Origin of the sequence: Shouchella phoenicis, assembly GCF_047238345.1 — a bacterium.
Lineage (GTDB): Bacteria > Bacillota > Bacilli > Bacillales > Bacillaceae_D > Shouchella.
Map to the genome: position 1 here is coordinate 494,186 of NZ_JBDFMQ010000001.1, position 16,522 is coordinate 510,707.

The 16,522-nt window shown below is 41.1% G+C and carries 23 protein-coding genes; 15 read left to right on the forward strand and 8 right to left on the reverse strand.

What is annotated here, in order from left to right:
- Positions 1-55 precede the first annotated feature (55 nt).
- From ABC361_RS02745 to ABC361_RS02755, 3 genes are read left to right on the forward strand one after another with little or no spacing between them, the layout of a single operon-like run.
- Positions 56-715 carry a hypothetical protein gene (locus tag ABC361_RS02745; protein ID WP_413072560.1) on the forward strand — a complete coding sequence of 220 codons (660 nt, stop codon included), beginning with the start codon at positions 56-58 and terminating at the stop codon, positions 713-715.
- An 18-nt stretch (positions 716-733) separates the two neighbouring features.
- Positions 734-985 carry a hypothetical protein gene (locus ABC361_RS02750; RefSeq protein WP_413072561.1) on the forward strand — a complete coding sequence of 84 codons (252 nt, stop codon included), beginning with the start codon at positions 734-736 and terminating at the stop codon, positions 983-985.
- An 18-nt stretch (positions 986-1,003) separates the two neighbouring features.
- On the forward strand, positions 1,004-1,294 hold the full coding sequence (locus tag ABC361_RS02755) for a hypothetical protein (protein WP_413072562.1): 291 nt from the start codon (positions 1,004-1,006) through the stop codon (positions 1,292-1,294).
- Between the two features lie 13 nt (positions 1,295-1,307).
- Here ABC361_RS02755 and chbG read toward each other — a convergent pair whose 3' ends face one another.
- Positions 1,308-2,042, reverse strand: coding sequence for a chitin disaccharide deacetylase (gene chbG, locus ABC361_RS02760; protein WP_413072563.1), 735 nt, complete (start codon positions 2,040-2,042; stop codon positions 1,308-1,310).
- 12 nt (positions 2,043-2,054) lie between these two features.
- Positions 2,055-2,765, reverse strand: coding sequence for a GntR family transcriptional regulator (locus ABC361_RS02765; protein ID WP_413072564.1), 711 nt, complete (start codon positions 2,763-2,765; stop codon positions 2,055-2,057).
- A 219-nt stretch (positions 2,766-2,984) separates the two neighbouring features.
- Between ABC361_RS02765 and ABC361_RS02770 the strand changes: the two genes are divergently transcribed.
- The 6 genes from ABC361_RS02770 to ABC361_RS02795 all read left to right on the forward strand — a co-directional run bounded on the left by ABC361_RS02770 (position 2,985) and on the right by ABC361_RS02795 (position 7,161).
- On the forward strand, positions 2,985-4,301 hold the full coding sequence (locus ABC361_RS02770; protein WP_413072565.1) for a 6-phospho-beta-glucosidase: 1,317 nt from the start codon (positions 2,985-2,987) through the stop codon (positions 4,299-4,301).
- Between the two features lie 15 nt (positions 4,302-4,316).
- A complete protein-coding gene (locus ABC361_RS02775) occupies positions 4,317-5,597 on the forward strand; it encodes a PTS sugar transporter subunit IIC (protein WP_413072566.1) in 1,281 nt (426 codons plus the stop codon).
- A 15-nt stretch (positions 5,598-5,612) separates the two neighbouring features.
- Complete coding sequence (locus ABC361_RS02780) at positions 5,613-5,933, forward strand: PTS sugar transporter subunit IIA (RefSeq protein ID WP_413072567.1); 321 nt, start codon at positions 5,613-5,615, stop codon at positions 5,931-5,933.
- Between the two features lie 3 nt (positions 5,934-5,936).
- Positions 5,937-6,245 carry a PTS sugar transporter subunit IIB gene (locus ABC361_RS02785; protein ID WP_413072568.1) on the forward strand — a complete coding sequence of 103 codons (309 nt, stop codon included), beginning with the start codon at positions 5,937-5,939 and terminating at the stop codon, positions 6,243-6,245.
- Between the two features lie 244 nt (positions 6,246-6,489).
- Positions 6,490-6,882, forward strand: a complete 393-nt coding sequence (locus ABC361_RS02790; RefSeq protein ID WP_413075705.1) for a GNAT family N-acetyltransferase — start codon at positions 6,490-6,492, stop codon at positions 6,880-6,882.
- A gap of 111 nt (positions 6,883-6,993) precedes the next feature.
- Positions 6,994-7,161 carry a hypothetical protein gene (locus tag ABC361_RS02795; protein WP_413072569.1) on the forward strand — a complete coding sequence of 56 codons (168 nt, stop codon included), beginning with the start codon at positions 6,994-6,996 and terminating at the stop codon, positions 7,159-7,161.
- A 172-nt stretch (positions 7,162-7,333) separates the two neighbouring features.
- On the opposite strand, the gene ABC361_RS02800 is transcribed toward ABC361_RS02795, so the two are convergent.
- Together ABC361_RS02800 and ABC361_RS02805 are read right to left on the reverse strand one after the other, a co-directional pair.
- On the reverse strand, positions 7,334-7,534 hold the full coding sequence (locus tag ABC361_RS02800; protein ID WP_413072570.1) for a hypothetical protein: 201 nt from the start codon (positions 7,532-7,534) through the stop codon (positions 7,334-7,336).
- A gap of 97 nt (positions 7,535-7,631) precedes the next feature.
- Entirely contained in the window at positions 7,632-8,132 is a 501-nt protein-coding gene (locus tag ABC361_RS02805; protein ID WP_413072571.1) for a UTRA domain-containing protein, read from the reverse strand.
- Positions 8,133-8,343: 211 nt separating this feature from the next.
- Here ABC361_RS02805 and ABC361_RS02810 point away from each other — a divergent pair, with 211 nt between their 5' ends.
- Both ABC361_RS02810 and ABC361_RS02815 read left to right on the forward strand, forming a co-directional pair.
- Complete coding sequence (locus ABC361_RS02810) at positions 8,344-8,574, forward strand: hypothetical protein (protein WP_413072572.1); 231 nt, start codon at positions 8,344-8,346, stop codon at positions 8,572-8,574.
- Between the two features lie 181 nt (positions 8,575-8,755).
- Entirely contained in the window at positions 8,756-9,103 is a 348-nt protein-coding gene (locus tag ABC361_RS02815) for a hypothetical protein (RefSeq protein WP_413072573.1), read from the forward strand.
- Between the two features lie 53 nt (positions 9,104-9,156).
- Here the strand turns inward: ABC361_RS02815 and ABC361_RS02820 are convergent, their stop codons facing one another.
- From ABC361_RS02820 to ABC361_RS02830, 3 genes are all read right to left on the reverse strand, one after another.
- Positions 9,157-9,426, reverse strand: a complete 270-nt coding sequence (locus ABC361_RS02820) for a hypothetical protein (protein ID WP_413075706.1) — start codon at positions 9,424-9,426, stop codon at positions 9,157-9,159.
- 267 nt (positions 9,427-9,693) lie between these two features.
- Positions 9,694-10,152 carry a FixH family protein gene (locus ABC361_RS02825; protein WP_413072574.1) on the reverse strand — a complete coding sequence of 153 codons (459 nt, stop codon included), beginning with the start codon at positions 10,150-10,152 and terminating at the stop codon, positions 9,694-9,696.
- 12 nt (positions 10,153-10,164) lie between these two features.
- Complete coding sequence (locus ABC361_RS02830) at positions 10,165-11,523, reverse strand: PepSY-associated TM helix domain-containing protein (RefSeq protein ID WP_413072575.1); 1,359 nt, start codon at positions 11,521-11,523, stop codon at positions 10,165-10,167.
- Between the two features lie 254 nt (positions 11,524-11,777).
- Here ABC361_RS02830 and ABC361_RS02835 point away from each other — a divergent pair, with 254 nt between their 5' ends.
- Complete coding sequence (locus ABC361_RS02835; RefSeq protein WP_413072576.1) at positions 11,778-12,314, forward strand: hypothetical protein; 537 nt, start codon at positions 11,778-11,780, stop codon at positions 12,312-12,314.
- A 183-nt stretch (positions 12,315-12,497) separates the two neighbouring features.
- On the opposite strand, the gene ABC361_RS02840 is transcribed toward ABC361_RS02835, so the two are convergent.
- Positions 12,498-13,286: a hypothetical protein gene (locus ABC361_RS02840; protein WP_413072577.1), complete on the reverse strand. Its 789-nt coding sequence runs from the start codon at positions 13,284-13,286 to the stop codon at positions 12,498-12,500.
- Positions 13,287-13,531: 245 nt separating this feature from the next.
- On the opposite strand from ABC361_RS02840, the gene ABC361_RS02845 reads away from it, so the two are divergent.
- From ABC361_RS02845 to ABC361_RS02855, 3 genes are all read left to right on the forward strand, one after another.
- Positions 13,532-14,221, forward strand: a complete 690-nt coding sequence (locus tag ABC361_RS02845) for an N-acetylmuramoyl-L-alanine amidase (RefSeq protein ID WP_413072578.1) — start codon at positions 13,532-13,534, stop codon at positions 14,219-14,221.
- 103 nt (positions 14,222-14,324) lie between these two features.
- Positions 14,325-14,738, forward strand: coding sequence for a type VII toxin-antitoxin system MntA family adenylyltransferase antitoxin (gene mntA, locus ABC361_RS02850; protein WP_413072579.1), 414 nt, complete (start codon positions 14,325-14,327; stop codon positions 14,736-14,738).
- A 424-nt stretch (positions 14,739-15,162) separates the two neighbouring features.
- Positions 15,163-16,485, forward strand: a complete 1,323-nt coding sequence (locus tag ABC361_RS02855; RefSeq protein ID WP_413072580.1) for a hemolysin family protein — start codon at positions 15,163-15,165, stop codon at positions 16,483-16,485.
- Positions 16,486-16,522 lie beyond the last annotated feature (37 nt).

Below are 16,522 nucleotides of genomic sequence, written 5' to 3' on the forward strand. Positions count from 1 at the left end.
GGACATTCGTATGTAGAATTGAGATGAACAGTTTAGTGTAAAAAGGAGCCTTCTTATGTTTCGATCATATCGACGGTGGAAAAGGAATAGAAAGATAAATAAGGTGAAAGAAGGAGATGGGCATCAACTCAAACCATTTCGCTTTTGGCAACCTCTAACACGGTCACTTTTTTACGCAACGATTGTCGAAGAGAACGGTGAAACACATGTTTATGCAGTGAATGTCCACTTCTTTAGTGAAGATGAAACGACACAGTTGTACCGTGATGGAACGCATATAGCCACATCTTCTCTCCCTGCCACCTTCCCTGTTCCTGGTGGTGTTATTGAAGTAGCCACGTCTGATTATGGGATGAGTCGAATGGAATATGTGACAAGTGAAGGAGCAAGGCAACTTCAGCCAGATAAGCGGTCAGCAGAAGGATTACGATTACGTTTTGACAAACGGTTCCCTAAAATAAGCGCATCGATTGGCACATGTGCCATTACGATTTTACTCCTTTCCATCTTTTTAGGATTGCCACAATTACTTGAAGGATTAACACAAATTCCATGGGTAGCGGAGCACATAGGCACATTCCAATCCCCAGTTACGCTTCCTAATTGGCTAAACACTACTCTTATACTATTAAGTGTTTTCGCGGCCATGGAACGGGCACTGACGTTAAAAAATCATTGGCTAATTGACATGGAAACGAGTTATTGGGATGAGTAGAAGAAGAGGGAGGAAAATGTGCAAAAGAAGAATAGGAAAACATCTAGTTTTATGCTTGTGCTGTTAACGTTTATCGGGGTGACAATTTTGTTATACGGAATTGGCTCGTTGTTCTCCATTGAATGGTTGATACTAAAGTCCTCCTTCTATGTTGGGGAAGAGGGCTTCTCTTTTCACTTCGGTTCACTTATACCAATTGTTATGGGTCTAGTCGCGGCTGGATTCATTGAATGGTGTAAAAAAAAAGGAGCGACGACCAAAGCTACTTAATAACGTAGATTGGAGTGATTGAAAATAGGCATAATGTTTCCTTTATATGTTGTATTGATTAGTGTTTTAAATCTTTTTCTACATGAGTTTTTAAAGGGGAAAGTGGAGCCTTATGCGATTAGGTTTATTGAATCGTGCGTCTCGATTACTGCCATTCCGGTTATTTGGGCAGTGGTTCTGAGTAGAGAAGAACCTATCGAGAATGCTTTCTTATATTATCTGGCAATCGCAGTCACGATCATCATTATTGTGCTGTGGGTAGTATTTTTTACCCTTATGATGCGAGAGCGAACGCCTTCAGATGAGTAAAACACACCCTATGTTAAATTGAGGGTGTGTCTTTTTTTTGCGCAGGTAACGTCCAGCCGCTCGGTAATGAATAGTGCATTAAAATCTCTGTTTCTTTCACACGGTCATGTACATAAGAAGAAGTCTGCTGTAGCGGTTCATCAACATAAGCTGGATGGCACATAATCTCGAGTGAATCTACACCAGTGTGATCAGCCAGAATTTGATTAATGCCTTGATGACTAACGCCGTCTTTATAAAAGCGATCGTCAAAGGACGCGGTATAAAAGGAGGTTTCATTAGGCGTCTGTTCAAAAGAATGGCGCCATGGAAGTTGGTAGGTTTTACTTAATTTTTCAATGACGGGCCGGAGATGCGCCCAACGATGAATATGGTGGTGACTATCCAAATGATTCGGTATCAACCCGTAACTTAAGAAGGTCTCAATTTGCAGGGACCATTCGCGCAAAACATCATCTGGATTGATAATTGTTTCATTTCGCTGTAAGTGAAGCTTACGGAATTGTCCTGAATGATCGACAAGAGAAGGAACCTCACTTGAAATAGGTGCACCAATCGTTAAAGCAAGGTGAATGCCAACTTTTAAAGAAGGATGCTGTTTCGCTAACGCAACAGCATGTTCTGATGCTGGCATATTTACCAGCATCGTTGTAGAAGCAACAACACCGTATAAATGACTATCCAAAATCCCATAATTGACCCCTCGCGATAAACCAAAATCATCTGCATTAAACGTTACAACTGGCATGGTCACGCCCCCTTAATGATAGTGTCGCTCGATTTGAAAGCTCGCTCGTTCCCCGTGGAAATATGTTTGAGAATGCTCAGCAACGGTCCCATCCTCTAAATATGCAAGGGTTTCTAGGTAAAAACATGGCGTCTGTTCTTCGGATTCAAGGTAGGTTGCAACAGTTGCATCCATTGTCTGAAGTTGAATGTGTTCTTCTGTCCGGGCGATACGGATGTCAAAATGCGCTCGTAATGACGAATACAGAGAGGATGCGCATTGTTCTGCTGTTAATCCAGGTGCGATCGACCACGGAACGTATGCAATCTCATACTGGAGTGGTTTTTCATCCACAAAGCGTATCCGTGTAATCTTTTGAATAGGGGCATTGGCGTCTGTTTTTAAAAGGTGAGACAATACCTCGTCAGCAGGTACGACTTGTAATGACAATACTTTAATAAATGGTTTTTTTCCTTGAGACGTTACTTGTTCAGTAAATGAAGTAATGGTTTGGGATAAATTTGTTCGAATTTTTGGTTCAGCGACAAACGTACCTTGCCCTTGGCGGCGTACGACATAGCCCTCTTGGGTCAATTGTTGCAAGGCTGTTCTTACAGTTGTACGACTAACGCCATAGGTTTCGCAAAATTCTGCTTCAGTTGGCAATTGTGATTGTGGGGCATATTCATTCGATTCAATTTTATTAATAATGCTTTCCTTAATTTGCTGATGCATAGCGGACATAGGCATAACCCCTTCGTGTTCATTGTCTTTATTGTAGCATAAATGGTGTAAAGATATCATACAAAGGTAATGACAAAACTGATCACTTTAGATAAAGTTGTCATTACAAATAAAACTGTACTTTCTTAATTTGTTATGATAAATTAAATTTGTAACAAGAAAGCGATTTCATTTATTGGTTGTTCCTACAAATAGAATGTATGTGGAGGAGGGATCTCAATGACGTTAAAATTAGTCATTATTGGTGGAGGATCAAGCTATACGCCAGAGATCATTGAAGGCATTATTGATCGACATGATCAGTTTCCAGTCACGGAGATTGCGCTAGTGGATATTGAGCAAGGAAAAGAAAAGCTACAGATTATTACGGGGCTTGCTAAACGAATGATTCATAAGGCAAATAAGTCAATCGTCATTACATCCACTCTCGAGCGCCGACGAGCGTTAAGTGGGGCTGATTTTGTCACAAGTCAAATACGAGTAGGGGGATTAAAAGCGCGAGAAAAAGATGAACGCATCCCATTTTCTTATGGGGCACTTGGTCAAGAAACAAATGGGGCAGGAGGGATCTTCAAAGCGTTACGGACAATTCCAGTTTTATTAGAGATTTCAAAAGATATGCAAGAGTTATGTCCGAACGCATGGTTAATCAATTTCACAAATCCTGCTGGTATGGTCACAGAGGCATTATTGAAGTATGGCGAACATAAGCGGGTCATCGGTGTGTGCAACATTCCGTTTAATATGCGCACTGGCGTCGCGGAGATTTTGAAGTGTAACGTAGAAGACATCGAGATTGAATTTCTAGGCTTGAACCACTTTGTGTTTGGACGTCGTGTGCTTGTAAAAGGTGTCGACTGTACAGCCAATGTAATCGAACGATTAAAGGATCCAGCAAATCAATATTCGCCAGCAAATATTGTATCGGAAGGCTGGTCAACCACCTTCTTGTCAGCTTTTAAGATGTTGCCAAATCCGTATCATAGCTATTACTTTAAAGGCGCAGACATGCTCGAAAAGAATTTGGAAGCGTACTGGGAAAACGGGACGCGAGCAGAAGTCGTACAACAAGTAGAGGCAGAGTTATTTAAAAAGTATGAGAACGAGAGCCTAGAAGAAAAGCCAACAGAACTTGAAAAGCGAGGAGGGGCGTTTTATAGTGATGCGGCTTGTAATGTCATGACAAGTATTTACACCAATAAAGGGGATGTGCAAACAGTTAATGTCCAAAACAATGGCACCATATCCGATCTACCTGATGATGTTGTCATTGAAACGAATGCACTTATGGGTGCAGATGGGCCAAGACCGATTTCAATAGGGGCACTGCCACTTTCCATCCGAGGAATCATTCAATTAATGAAGAATGTAGAAGAGCTTGTTATTGAAGCGGCTATAAAAGGGGACCGTGAGCGTTTGTATCAAGCCTTACTCATTAATCCGCTCGTCCGAGAAGAAGCACTTGCGAAGGATTTAATGGAAGATTTACTAGAAGCACATAAAGAAGATTTGCCACAATTTTATCAACAAGCATAAAAAGGGGGAATTTTTATGATGCAATGGTTAGAAAAGTACGTCATTCCAGTTGCAGGCAGAATTGGGGCACAGCGTCACCTTGTTGCCATACGTGATGGATTTGTCAGTGTCATTCCATTAATAATTATTGGTTCATTTGCTATTTTACTTAACAATTTTCCATTGCCTTCTATTGAGGGGTATCAAGGATTTATGATGGGGATTTTTGGTGAAAACTTCACCATGTTTGGCGGAAATATATGGGACGCCTCTTATGCGATACTTGCTCTCTTAGTCACCATGTCCATTTCCTATCATCTCGCTCGTTCGTATGGGGTGGATGGGTTAGCAGCTGCTATTTTATCTGTCTCGACCTTTGTGATGTTGTCACCTTTTACAGAAGATTGGGGCTTGTCCCTCGCGTGGACTGGTTCGCAAGGACTATTCGTTGCGCTATTTAATGCCATTATTATTACGGAATTATTCCGTGTCTTAGTGAATTCTCGTTTCACAATTAAAATGCCTCAAGGTGTTCCTGATGGGGTAACGAAATCGTTCCGGTCTTTAATTCCATTTTTACTCATATTAATCGGACTAAGTTTGTTCCAAATGTTTATGGCCCTCGTCGTGAATACGAGTGTGCATGAACTTGTGTTCCAGTGGATTCAAACACCATTATTAAGTTTATCAAATTCATTACCTGCGGCTTTAATTGTTGTGTTTCTTAATCATTTTCTTTGGTTCTTTGGGCTTCATGGAACGAATATCATGTCGCCAATTATGGAAGGTGTATACTTAACAGCAAGCGTGACAAATACCGAGCTTGTTCAAGCTGGTGCGAGTATATTTGGAGATGAATTAGCAATTGTCACGAAAGCGTTCTTTGATGCGTACGTCTTTATGGGCGGTTCGGGAACAACTCTTGCGTTAATTGCTGCGATTTTTATCGTTGCCAAGACGTCTCACTATCGTACAGTTGGGAAATTAGGAGCGCCAGGTGCGGCGTTTAATATTAATGAGCCGATCATGTTCGGGGTGCCGATCGTGTTGAACGCATCGTTGTTCATTCCGTTCCTTTTATCACCAATCCTATTGACAATTATTTCATACTTTGCAATCTCGTTAGGGTTTGTGGCAAAGACTGCTGTTGCGATTCCGTGGACGACACCACCAATTATTAGTGGCTTTCTTGTATCAGGTCATTGGTCAGGCGTCATCTTGCAACTCTTTAACTTAGCGTTGGTCACACTCATTTACATCCCGTTTATAAAAATATCGGAGCGTGCGCAAGAAAAAATCGAAAAGCAGAACACATAGATAAGGAGTGCCGTTATGACTAAAACGCTCGAAGAAATCTCATTCACACTTATTCTCCATTCAGGTAACGCTCGCTCTTTCGCCATGGAAGCTATTCAAGCAGCTAAAGTAGGCTCATTTGAGGAAGCAGCCGAGAAATTAAAAGAAGCAGATGTAGCATTTGTCACTGCCCACCATGGACAGACAGAATTGCTACAACAAGAAGCGCAAGGGAATGGTGTCACACCTTCTATTCTGCTCATTCATGCCCAAGATCACTTAATGACGTCAATGACAGTGAAAGAAATGGCTGTTGAAATGGTCGAACTTTATCAACGTTTACCAAAAGGAGTGTAGAAGATGAATATTTTACTAGTTTGCTCAGCGGGTATGTCGACAAGTATGCTTGTCTCTAAAATGAGAGAAGCAGCTGAATCAAGGGGCTTAACATGCCAGATTGATGCGGTTTCTGCTTCACACTTACAAGATCATCTGGAAAAAACTGATGTCATTTTAATTGGCCCACAAGTACGTTATATGCAAGCACAAGTGACAAAACAAGCAGAGCCACACGGCATCAAGGTAGATCTCATTAATCAAATGGATTATGGCATGATGAAGGGTGAAAATGTTCTAAACCAAGCCATGAACTTAGCAGATGTGAAGTAAAGAGAAGGGGGAAGAGTATAGGCAACTGCTATACTCTTTTTTCTGTTCTACTATTTCGACAGTTTAAGGGTATAATAGAAGAAACGACTTTTGAGGAGGAACCGTCTTGGTAGCGATTTTGTTGCTCGTTGCAAGTGTTTTATGTTGTCTAGCGGTTGGATTTAGCCAAAAAGACCGTAAAGCAAAAGGCAAAGATCTGTATGAAGAATAAGAAGTAGAGGTGGATTGAGACTTGGATTATGCAATGAAATTTGAACCACCTGCCCCGAAGGCATATAACGATTTAAGAATTGAAGGTGGCATAAGTGGCAAGTCATTAGAAGCTGCCGAAGTGGGATTAAAACACTCGTTGTTTGCCATTAGTTTGTATGATCAAGATGTCCTCATAGGAATGGGCCGCGTGATCGGAGATGGTGGCGCCTTTTTTCAAATAGTAGACATTGTGGTAAAGCCAACGTATCAGGGGAAAGGGTTAGGGAAAGTGATTATGGAAGAAATTACGACATACCTTGACCGTCATACATACCCTGGGTCATACGTTAGCTTGATTGCGGACGGAGACGCTGACCATTTATATAAGAAGTTTTCATTCGACTATACAGCGCCACGATCACAAGGGATGTACCGGAAGTATTAATATGGAACGCTAACAGTTCTTTCCATATAGACAAAATACGTTTCTGAGTCGATAAACAGGGGTAAATGGGAAGTGTAGGTATCAATCACTTTATTGAGGAGGATATCTATCATGAATCGCTTTGAGCGAGAACTGTTTCGTCGGGAGTTGTCTTTCCTCAAATCGTTGAGGAAAAAGATGACCGATCATGAAGCGCGTTTTGCTGACATGATCGATGATCAAATCGATCACCTGGAAGCGATCCTTCATGAAGAAACAGAAAATGCATTTACTGATTAGTTTTACAGGATAGGGTTATCCCTATCCTACATATCAAAACTGCGGGGTCTTCCTCTTAGTGATTGATAGCAAGCTAATCGAATGCACGCTCAGATTCAGGGAGGAGGCACATGCTTTAGAGCATGTGCTTTTTTCTGTTGGAATGACAAAAAGACCGAACTCGAGTACAGTCTTAATTCCATGTAAACAGCGCATGAAGGGTAAGATGAGTTCCTTCAACCAAATCGTAAAGAAAGAGAAAGCTGAAAAGGGCAATAAGAACAAAGGAACCGATAATCATTTGCCGAACAAGGTATTTCCACGTCTTTACGATTGGCGCACCAAAACATGCTAAAGCAACAAGCATTGAAAATAATAGCGCAACATCCGCCATCATGACCACCTCTAGATGTCCTATTCTTTCCTGTTGGCAAGCTTTCTATACTAGTCTATGCAACTCGCTCTGCTTGTTTCATAAGAGAGATAAATAATTATCTCTTTTTTGTCATCGTAAACGCAAAGGCCGCGTCTCTAAAAATGGTTTCAGAATAGGTGTACGTTCTTCCATTATCAAGGTATCGCTTGCTTGATAATTTGTTTGTCAGTGCTTGACTCGTTTCTAGCAGTTCTTTCTCCTTTTTCAACAACATATGTGGCGTGATCTCATTCTCAGCAGATTGAAAACTCGCTTCGTTCTGCTGTTCAATAAGGTGGGTGAAATCAGCGTGACATGCTTGTTTTGTTAATTGAGGAAGTATACCTACAGGCACATAAAGATATTCAAGTTCGATAGGCTCCTCATGGATGCAGTGAAGACGAACAATCTTCCAAATCGGAGCTGACATCTCAATTTGAAAGAGATCAGCTAACATGTCTCCTGCTTCAATTCGTTCAAGTTCCTGTATATGTATGGTCGTGTGGCTGCCATTTTTTTCGAATAAAGAAAGATGAACGTTCATACCCTCATTTTTTTCTTCAATGTTATGTATCATCTCATCACCTGCTTGATCAATGTGTGTTTGGGTGGGAAAAATTGTATACGCTTTCAAAATCAAAACCACTCATTAACGTTTATTACCTAACATTCTAGCAAAACGCTTTCATCTTTTCATTCATTTTATGAGAAAACATGAAAAAAGATGTGTTCATTTTACAAGGTAGGAACCAAAAAGCGTTTTTGGAATTTTATTTGGGGAGAAGGAAGTGAGTAGGATAAATCGTTACGTGATCCCACAGATGTATATACTGTTCGGGTTTGTAATGGTTCTTCAGCTGGATGGGCTTTATAACCCTGCCTTAGCTGAATTTGCCAAATATGTTGCTGCTAGTCTGCTAATCATAGGGAGTATTTGGTTATTAACGTTAGTGGTCAAAGATTTTCTGCGTGCGTTTGATGATTCTTTGAATAAAGAGAGAGAAGAAGGAAAGGAGTAAGTCGCTCTTGAGCGGCTTTTTTTGCTTAAGCAAGTTGCTAAAAGGTTTTCAAAGGAGATGGTCGAATAGTGTCAGAATAAGGAGGAGAAGAATGGATTGATTTGGTATGTAGGCTAGTAAAAATGACGTGTGTTACTAAAAGAAACGTCCGACCCATAAACACGTATAGATGGAGGCTTCTATGGATACAGAATTGAGAGGGATTTTAGTTGAAATTAGCGGTGATATTAAAGAGATGCGTACGGAACTAAATGAAAAAATTGATAAGCTCAACCTAGGAATAACAAACCTAGAGTCTAAAGACGAAAACGTGGAAGAACGTCTAGATCAACTCGAGGAACGCTTTGAAAATCTTGAAATCCGCTTTACAAAACAGGAAGAAGAAATGGCTGCTATACGAGAAGAATTAGCTGGGATTGATCAAATCAAGCATGGTCACCTTGTATTGAACCAAAAGATTTTTGATGTAGAAACCTGGAAGCTTGCAATGGAACAACGTCTGGAAAAGCTTGAAGCAAAAATGGGGTGATGGCGCACAAAGAGCGACCCAAAACTGGCATCGCTCTCTCGTATGTACGATTATTACTTGTTTTTCCCAGCTTCGATCATTAAGAAAATCGCTGCTAAAATGTGCATAATCATGCCCACTCCAGGAATCCACCCTAAAGCAGACGCGAGAATGCCTAAGATGTGACCGGTTTTACTACGTTCCTCTTTGGCTGCAAAAACCAAGCCGATGATATGTAACACCAACATGATTGCAAGTGGTGCCCAATACAGAGATAGGATGATGGCTCCTCCTAAAATCGGGATACCTAACAACGCTTCTAATCCACCGAATGTCCACTTCATGACTCTACTTGGCACATGATCTCCCCCTTGTTCATAAACAGTACTTTTGACCCCTCACTAATGTATATTGGGAAACCACTAATTATGACTGGAATCATGAAACTATTGTCTAAATTCCTATTCATGATAAAGGTATGACCTTATTGGCAACGACTCCTATGGGAACAGCACGTGTCCGAAGACAGTGAAGCCAGATTTTGAGCGTAATTGCTAAGGCCGTGCCCATGGAAAGCGTTCGCCAATTTTAGACCTTTTTATCGTAGTCTATCAATGATGAGAATGATCGTTTGTATAGGGTTGGTTATTCCCATTAATCAAACGCTCTGCTTCTTCAGGCGTAAGCTTTCCAACCGCAAATCGTTTCGTCGGCATTGCAAACAAATCGCCTACTTGCGTGAGTGCTTTTGCGAAATAGAGCCCTTCTTGTGTAAAGTCAACGTCGACTGCATAAATCCCATTTCCTTCAGGGGTTGCGGTTAAGTATTCATGTTGTTCATGATTGTTTGACCATACTTCAAAGCGAACGAGCTCAGTATCTGATACATCTTCTCCATCTTGTGATACATAGGCAAAGATGGTCTGTTGGCCTCCTTCTGAAACCGAGTCAGGTAATTCTACCCGGACTTCAATCGGCTTAAAATCGGTATAATCTTCATGATTATTGCTATTCACTGAACAAGCAGACAAGAAGAGAGCGAGTGTCATTACAAGAATGAGATAGCGCATGGTATTGACCTCCTATGCATGGAAGAACGTCTTCAGCCGCTCTATTTTTTGAATGAGAAAGAAATCAATCAAGAAAACAACCACAAGTGAGAGAGCTACTAATGGAAAAATAAGAGCAAATACAGCGAGTATCACGATTAAGATCCGACTTTGACGAATCGAAATGGCTTTCGGGGCACCGATGTGGCCGTCTGGTTTGCGACGCCTCCACATGATAAACCCAGACACGATGATCCCGATTAAACCAATGCAAATCACAAGTCCAAACAGTTGATTAAGCAAGCCGAATTCTAACCCCTTATGAATGGTTATGCCTGTTGCCATTAATTTCCCAATTGTCCCGTAATCGTCATAGCGATAATCAGCCAGGATGGCACCTGTATACTGATCGATGTACATCGTCGCTTCATCTTTAGCTTGATCAGGGAAAGCTGACAGGGTAAATGACCCCGTTTCACTTCTTGGAAAATAAACCGAATAGCTTGGGTGCAAATCCTGATGAAGACCAGTTGTAACCACATCATCAATGGAAACTTGTTCATAGCCTTGCGCATTACCAGATAGAGGTGCAGGTAATTTTTGCGCTGCCCAAGCCGATTCCGCTACATCTTCCGTTAATGACTCAGGAGCATCACCGACCCAAATGGAAGGCGGATAGCCTTGACCCGTACTTGTTGCTAGATGCTGTACCCCATTTCCCCAGAATCCTGTCCACAACATGCCAGTCAAGACAAAGAATGTAATGCCAATTGATAGCCATGCTGCAGGAACCGCATGTAAATCGCGAACTAAGACGCGTTTCCCTTTTCGTAAACGCGGAAGCCAGACTCCATACACTTTTGGTTTGGCGCGACGTGGCCACCATAAATATAGCCCGCTTGCCATTAAGATAAGCGTCCATGATGCGGCGAGTTCGACAACGCGATCACCAAAAGTCCCGAGCATCAACTCACCATGAAGCTCAATTAAGCGTTCCATGATTCGGTCTTGATCGAGAAGTACACCTAAATGCCCTCCAGTATATGGATTCATATAGACTGTACCCGTTGATCCATCAAGAAACGTTGCCCCGATTCCGACGGATGACGTTGGATTTTCACTAGGGGAGTAAGACGTAACCGTTTCAATGTTGTCGTAGACTTGATTGGCATTGGCGATTAACTCACTAGGTGCAACCGTAATGCCATTCGGATTAGGTGTCACATCGTAATAATTACTGTACAACGCCGCTTCAATATTGCCTTTAAACAAATAAAGGCCACCTGTAACGGCGAGTAAAAGCAAAATTGGTGCAATGATGAGACCCGCGTAGAAATGCCACCGCCAAACCGTTCCATAGCGCTTTGTCGACCGAGGCGTATCTGTTTTCACCTGTCACTCCTCATTTCGATTATAATGATATAACGTTTGTTGAACTAACTATACATCAATGATATCTAAAAAATGTGAAAAATTTGTGAGGTTAGGTTGGGAAATAAAAAATATTTTTGTTCACTATTACGAGCTGACAGATCTACAATAGGATCTAGCAAATCTACTTTTATACAATCTTAAACTAGATGATGCAGAAATCATTCGTGTGTTAGTATGACTGTTAAATGCGAAACATAATAAAGGGGGCTATTATGAAGGTTTATTTTGGTGCGTACCTATTTTTATTGTTCGTATTTCTTAGTGGATGTATCTTTAACGATTCAGCAAAAATAGGCGATTCATTGGACGATTTTGAAAGCGTTTATGGTGATTATGAATTGGATGAATCAGAAAGTTACCCAACTGCCTATTTTTTAAGAAATAATTTACATGTTGCATTTGTGGATTATGATGAGGAATACAGAGCTAGAACTATACGTGGTGAAATTACCTCTCTCGAATCACTTGAAGAAGCTTTAAACGAGATCAAGGAACGCTTTATACCAAAGGAATATGAATACAAGGGACCAAATTGCAATAATCAATTGGTAGGCGGACGTGGTGAAAAGACAGACACCCCACGCTTTTATTTTGCTGATGAAGATCATTTAGGGATTGAGGTTACGATAAACACGAAGGGCGGCGACATTTTAGAAAGGATGAGTGTTGAAGAAGTAGGGTCTGTTGGAGAGAGAAGTTATGACTGTGAAGTAGACGTAGATGAATCGATTCAAGTTGGTCATATTTGAGCTAGAGTTGTGCATAATTCAAGGGCATGTAGTGAATGCAACACGATTACATAAATGTGTGTTGAGTCTTTAGAGTGAACGTTTTCATGTTAAAACAAACAGACACTAATACCCGAGGGATCAAGCGTTAGTGTCTATTATACTGTCTTTATATGGATGTATATGTTTTAAAAATAGGATACCTTAGGAGCTTGAGCGTTCGATTTCTTTCATGGCCTTTTTAAAATCACGTTGGGTATTGGTTTGCATCGGACTTCTGCCTTTCACGTTCTCGTAAAATCCGATTCTGGCGGCGTGGTAAAACGTTAAACTAACGAATAAACCGACCATAAGTGCGAGCATGCCAAGTACTTGAATAAGTGCAAATAAAATTAAAAAACCAATAAACGCAAAGCGGTTTCCGCGAATCATTTTGAAACTATAAAAGACGACTGAGAAAAAGTTCTGCTTAGGATTCTCGTACAAGATGTACATACCATGCGCAAATCCAGTGTAAAGGTAGGTAAATGCCAGTGCTAATCCGCCTAATAACAGAATGCCAAAAAGCGTTGAACCGTCCATAAGCAATGAAAGCATAAAGAAGCTAACCAACATTAACGCCAAAAATGTCAGACCCATTGTAATCATCGTCATAAACAACCCTTTATAAAGCAAGCGAGGATTCTTAAACGCATACAAATAAGCAGAAAAAAAGCGCTTTTCACGATGTTTCAATCCATACATAAAATCAATAATCGCAAACACAATGATACTTGAGATAAACGATCCAACGGGGTTCAAAATGTCGAGCAAGCCCATTCCTGTTGATACAGTAAACGTGCTAAACGAGAAAGAACCATCGTTCCAGTGTATTTGAGCAAAGTGATGACCGAACAGTAATAGAAGCACATAGCTTAGTCCCGTGAATAGTATCGCTTTTAGCCAATTTCTTCTCAGTATTCGCTGCGCCTCTTGCATCGCCTCTGATACCATACAAATGCCCCCTTTCTTTTTTTGCCTGTATAACGGTAACACGGTTGAAGCGCTTTGTGAAGAGGATCGACAGGAAAATAATGCCCAAAATCTAAGCACTCCGACTCAATCTTCAAAAAAGCCAATGAGGTGTTGTTTTTCGCAAAACGTTTTCTCTTTCTAGTGTAGAGGCAAAGGCAGATCGAATGTCCATCGAACTTGCTACTGCCTTAAAAAATGAATCTAGAAAATGGAGGAAACCATTCATGGAACTAAGACAAGATTTTATCCCAACATCAAACTCGAACCGTCCACAAACGGCTTTGCGCCCAACGCTTATTACCATTCATGAAACGGCGAATACCTCCGCCGGAGCAAATGCCGACATGCACGCCCGTTATGTAAAAGGAGCAGATGCGCAGGCACGACAAGTGTCATGGCACGTCACAGTCGACGACACGCAAGCCATTCAACATCTGCCGTTTAATGAAGTCGGATGGCATGCCGGTGCAAATGGCAATCGACAGTCAATTGGCATTGAAATTTGCGTGAATCGCGATGGGAACTTCCAGCAAGCTCGCGCGAACGCGATCTCACTCGTCCGACGTTTAATGAACGAACTATCAATTGGAATCGAATCAATTGTGACCCACCAACATTGGACAGGGAAGGCTTGCCCGGCTAATCTATTGCCATCGTGGGATTCGTTTCTTGCAGATATTCGAGATGGAGAGAATACCAATCCAGCCCCACCAATGGAAGGGCGTTTACTCCGTGTCATTACAAACACATTATGGGTGTACAATCGACCAGATTGGAATGCACGTTATACAACCGTATCGCGGAATGAAGTGTTTACCATCGCTGAAGCTTTAACTGTGAATGGTTCACTCATGTACCGATTAAAAAGCGGCCTTTACATTACAGGAAATCCTGCCTATGTCACGTTGTTATAAACATTCTAGCCTGTCTCGCTTCTTTGGGACAGGCTTTCTCTACTCTCGTTTATACGAAATCATGGAGGGTTTTGTTATACCGATTAAAAAGGGAGGAAGTCTGATGGATAAGAAGATGAACGATGTTATTACGACACATTTAATGAAAGAATTAAAGCCTGCTTTCATTATCGTTTTTGGCTCCTTCGCAAAAGGAACTCAAAGGAATGATAGCGATCTTGATCTTGCATTTTATCCTGAGGATCGAACCAATCCTCCAACGTCCTACCAATTGTTTATGATTGCGCAAGAGTTAGCTGAAAAGGTTAAACGAGAAGTGGATTTAGTGAATCTTCAAACTGCCTCAACCGTATTCGGCGCACAAATTTTTCATACAGGCGAAGTGCTTTATATGAACGATCAAATGGTGTTTGAGCAGCAGCGGATGACGACGTTAAGTATGTACGTCAAATTAAATGAAGAGCGAAAAGAAGTCTTAGATCAAATTTACGAAAGCGGGTCTATTTATGAACAATGATCAACTTTTACATAGATAATTGAACCAATGGCCGCTCCATGGTTTTTTATTTCGGATAAGCATTTGTAAAGTTTGTGTAAATGTATTTTGTAAGATTGCATGCAATCGGTATTATTTAGCGTTATTCTGATATAATCTTCTTACACCAAACACGGAAAGAAACCCTGCCGTGACGGTGATGATGGAAGATTTACACACGTATAAGAGAGGGAGGGACACACATTGGGAAGGCGACGCTTTTTAACCGAAATACAACGGAACTAGTACGAGTAAAGCTTAATAATGGAAGAAACGATTGCTTTTCCAAGCTGCCCTCTCTGTCCGTAATAGATAGATAGAAGGGCAAAGAGAAGAGACAATCCGTTTCAAGAAAGGTCGGAAACCTATTATTCTTGGAGGTGAATCCCTTATTTAAGGGAAATCATTGGATTTAAGCACATTTATTAATCTCTTGCTCATTGTCCTATTTTTAGCGTTAACCGCTTTCTTCGTTGCGTCAGAATTTGCGGTCGTAAAGATCCGAAGTTCACGCATTGATCAACTGATTGCGGAAGGAAATAAAAAGGCGATTGTAGCAAAAAAAATTACGCAAAACCTTGATTATTATTTATCTGCCTGTCAGCTCGGAATTACCGTAACGGCTTTAGGGCTAGGAGCACTTGGTAAACCGGCAGTAAGCAGTTTGATGTATCCCGTTTTTGACTTCTTTAATGTTTCAGATGCTTGGTCATCTGCCATTTCTTATGCGGTTGCGTTTTTACTTGTGACCTACTTGCACGTGGTCATTGGTGAGATGGCGCCTAAGACGTTGGCGATTCAGTTTTCGGAAAAAATGACCTTGCTGTTGTCTGGATCTTTGTACTGGTTTGGGAAAATCATGTATCCATTTATTTTGACATTAAACGGTGCATCTCGATTACTGTTACGGTTGTTTGGTGTCAAGCCACTTGGCCATGATCAAGCCTACACGGAAGAAGAACTAAAAATTATTATGGCGCAAAGCTATGAAGGCGGCGCGATTGATAAAGAAGAACTTCAATATATGGAAAATGTCTTCTCATTTGACGAGCATGTGGCCAAAGACATTATGGTGCCACGTACGGAAATGGTGACGATACACGATGGCATGACGATGGATGAGCTCGTCTCGTTAATGGATCACTACAACTATACGAGATATCCCGTCATTGAAGATGGGGACAAAGACAAAATTATTGGTGTCGTAAACGCCAAAAAAATGCTTCAAGCCATTGTTGCTGGAAAAGAAGTAGCGATTAAATCTTACATTCGTGAACTTCCGTTTATTTTCGAAGCAACGAGTATTCAAGATGTGATGCACAAAATGCAAAAAGAAAAAGTGCATATGGCTGTCATTATTGATGAATTTGGTGGAACTGCTGGTCTTGTGACGATGGAAGAAGTGATTGAAGAGTTAGTCGGGGAAATCCGCGATGAATTCGATATGGATGAAGAAAGCGATATTGAAAAAGTCGGAACGGACGAATACGTGATTAACGGGCGCGTATTGTTAGATGACTTAGAAGAACAATTCGGCTTAACCTTTACCCATCGTGAGCATGTGGATACGGTCGGTGGCTGGATGTTACAAAACATGAAAGTCATTGATGAGCCAAAAGAAGGCATTAAGATTGAATTAGATGAACATGTTTGGTCCGTTGTTGAAGCCGACGATCATCACATAAAGAAAGTCAAATTCATGCAACATCAACCAGCAACACTGATATAGAGTAACTTAAAACATACGGAGGTGAACCCTTCTCTAC

What these genes read in the sequence shown, in the direction of transcription:
- ABC361_RS02745 (WP_413072560.1), top strand. Translation starts at nt 56, where the DNA reads ATGTTTCGATCATATCGACGGTGGAAAAGGAATAGAAAGATAAATAAG.
- chbG (WP_413072563.1), bottom strand. Translation starts at nt 2,042, where the DNA reads ATGCCAGTTGTAACGTTTAATGCAGATGATTTTGGTTTATCGCGAGGG.
- ABC361_RS02765 (WP_413072564.1), bottom strand. Translation starts at nt 2,765, where the DNA reads ATGTCCGCTATGCATCAGCAAATTAAGGAAAGCATTATTAATAAAATT.
- ABC361_RS02770 (WP_413072565.1), top strand. Translation starts at nt 2,985, where the DNA reads ATGACGTTAAAATTAGTCATTATTGGTGGAGGATCAAGCTATACGCCA.
- ABC361_RS02775 (WP_413072566.1), top strand. Translation starts at nt 4,317, where the DNA reads ATGATGCAATGGTTAGAAAAGTACGTCATTCCAGTTGCAGGCAGAATT.
- ABC361_RS02780 (WP_413072567.1), top strand. Translation starts at nt 5,613, where the DNA reads ATGACTAAAACGCTCGAAGAAATCTCATTCACACTTATTCTCCATTCA.
- ABC361_RS02785 (WP_413072568.1), top strand. Translation starts at nt 5,937, where the DNA reads ATGAATATTTTACTAGTTTGCTCAGCGGGTATGTCGACAAGTATGCTT.
- ABC361_RS02790 (WP_413075705.1), top strand. Translation starts at nt 6,490, where the DNA reads ATGAAATTTGAACCACCTGCCCCGAAGGCATATAACGATTTAAGAATT.
- ABC361_RS02795 (WP_413072569.1), top strand. Translation starts at nt 6,994, where the DNA reads ATGAATCGCTTTGAGCGAGAACTGTTTCGTCGGGAGTTGTCTTTCCTC.
- ABC361_RS02800 (WP_413072570.1), bottom strand. Translation starts at nt 7,534, where the DNA reads ATGGCGGATGTTGCGCTATTATTTTCAATGCTTGTTGCTTTAGCATGT.
- ABC361_RS02805 (WP_413072571.1), bottom strand. Translation starts at nt 8,132, where the DNA reads ATGATACATAACATTGAAGAAAAAAATGAGGGTATGAACGTTCATCTT.
- ABC361_RS02815 (WP_413072573.1), top strand. Translation starts at nt 8,756, where the DNA reads ATGGATACAGAATTGAGAGGGATTTTAGTTGAAATTAGCGGTGATATT.
- ABC361_RS02820 (WP_413075706.1), bottom strand. Translation starts at nt 9,426, where the DNA reads ATGAAGTGGACATTCGGTGGATTAGAAGCGTTGTTAGGTATCCCGATT.
- ABC361_RS02825 (WP_413072574.1), bottom strand. Translation starts at nt 10,152, where the DNA reads ATGCGCTATCTCATTCTTGTAATGACACTCGCTCTCTTCTTGTCTGCT.
- ABC361_RS02835 (WP_413072576.1), top strand. Translation starts at nt 11,778, where the DNA reads ATGAAGGTTTATTTTGGTGCGTACCTATTTTTATTGTTCGTATTTCTT.
- ABC361_RS02840 (WP_413072577.1), bottom strand. Translation starts at nt 13,286, where the DNA reads ATGGTATCAGAGGCGATGCAAGAGGCGCAGCGAATACTGAGAAGAAAT.
- ABC361_RS02845 (WP_413072578.1), top strand. Translation starts at nt 13,532, where the DNA reads ATGGAACTAAGACAAGATTTTATCCCAACATCAAACTCGAACCGTCCA.
- mntA (WP_413072579.1), top strand. Translation starts at nt 14,325, where the DNA reads ATGGATAAGAAGATGAACGATGTTATTACGACACATTTAATGAAAGAA.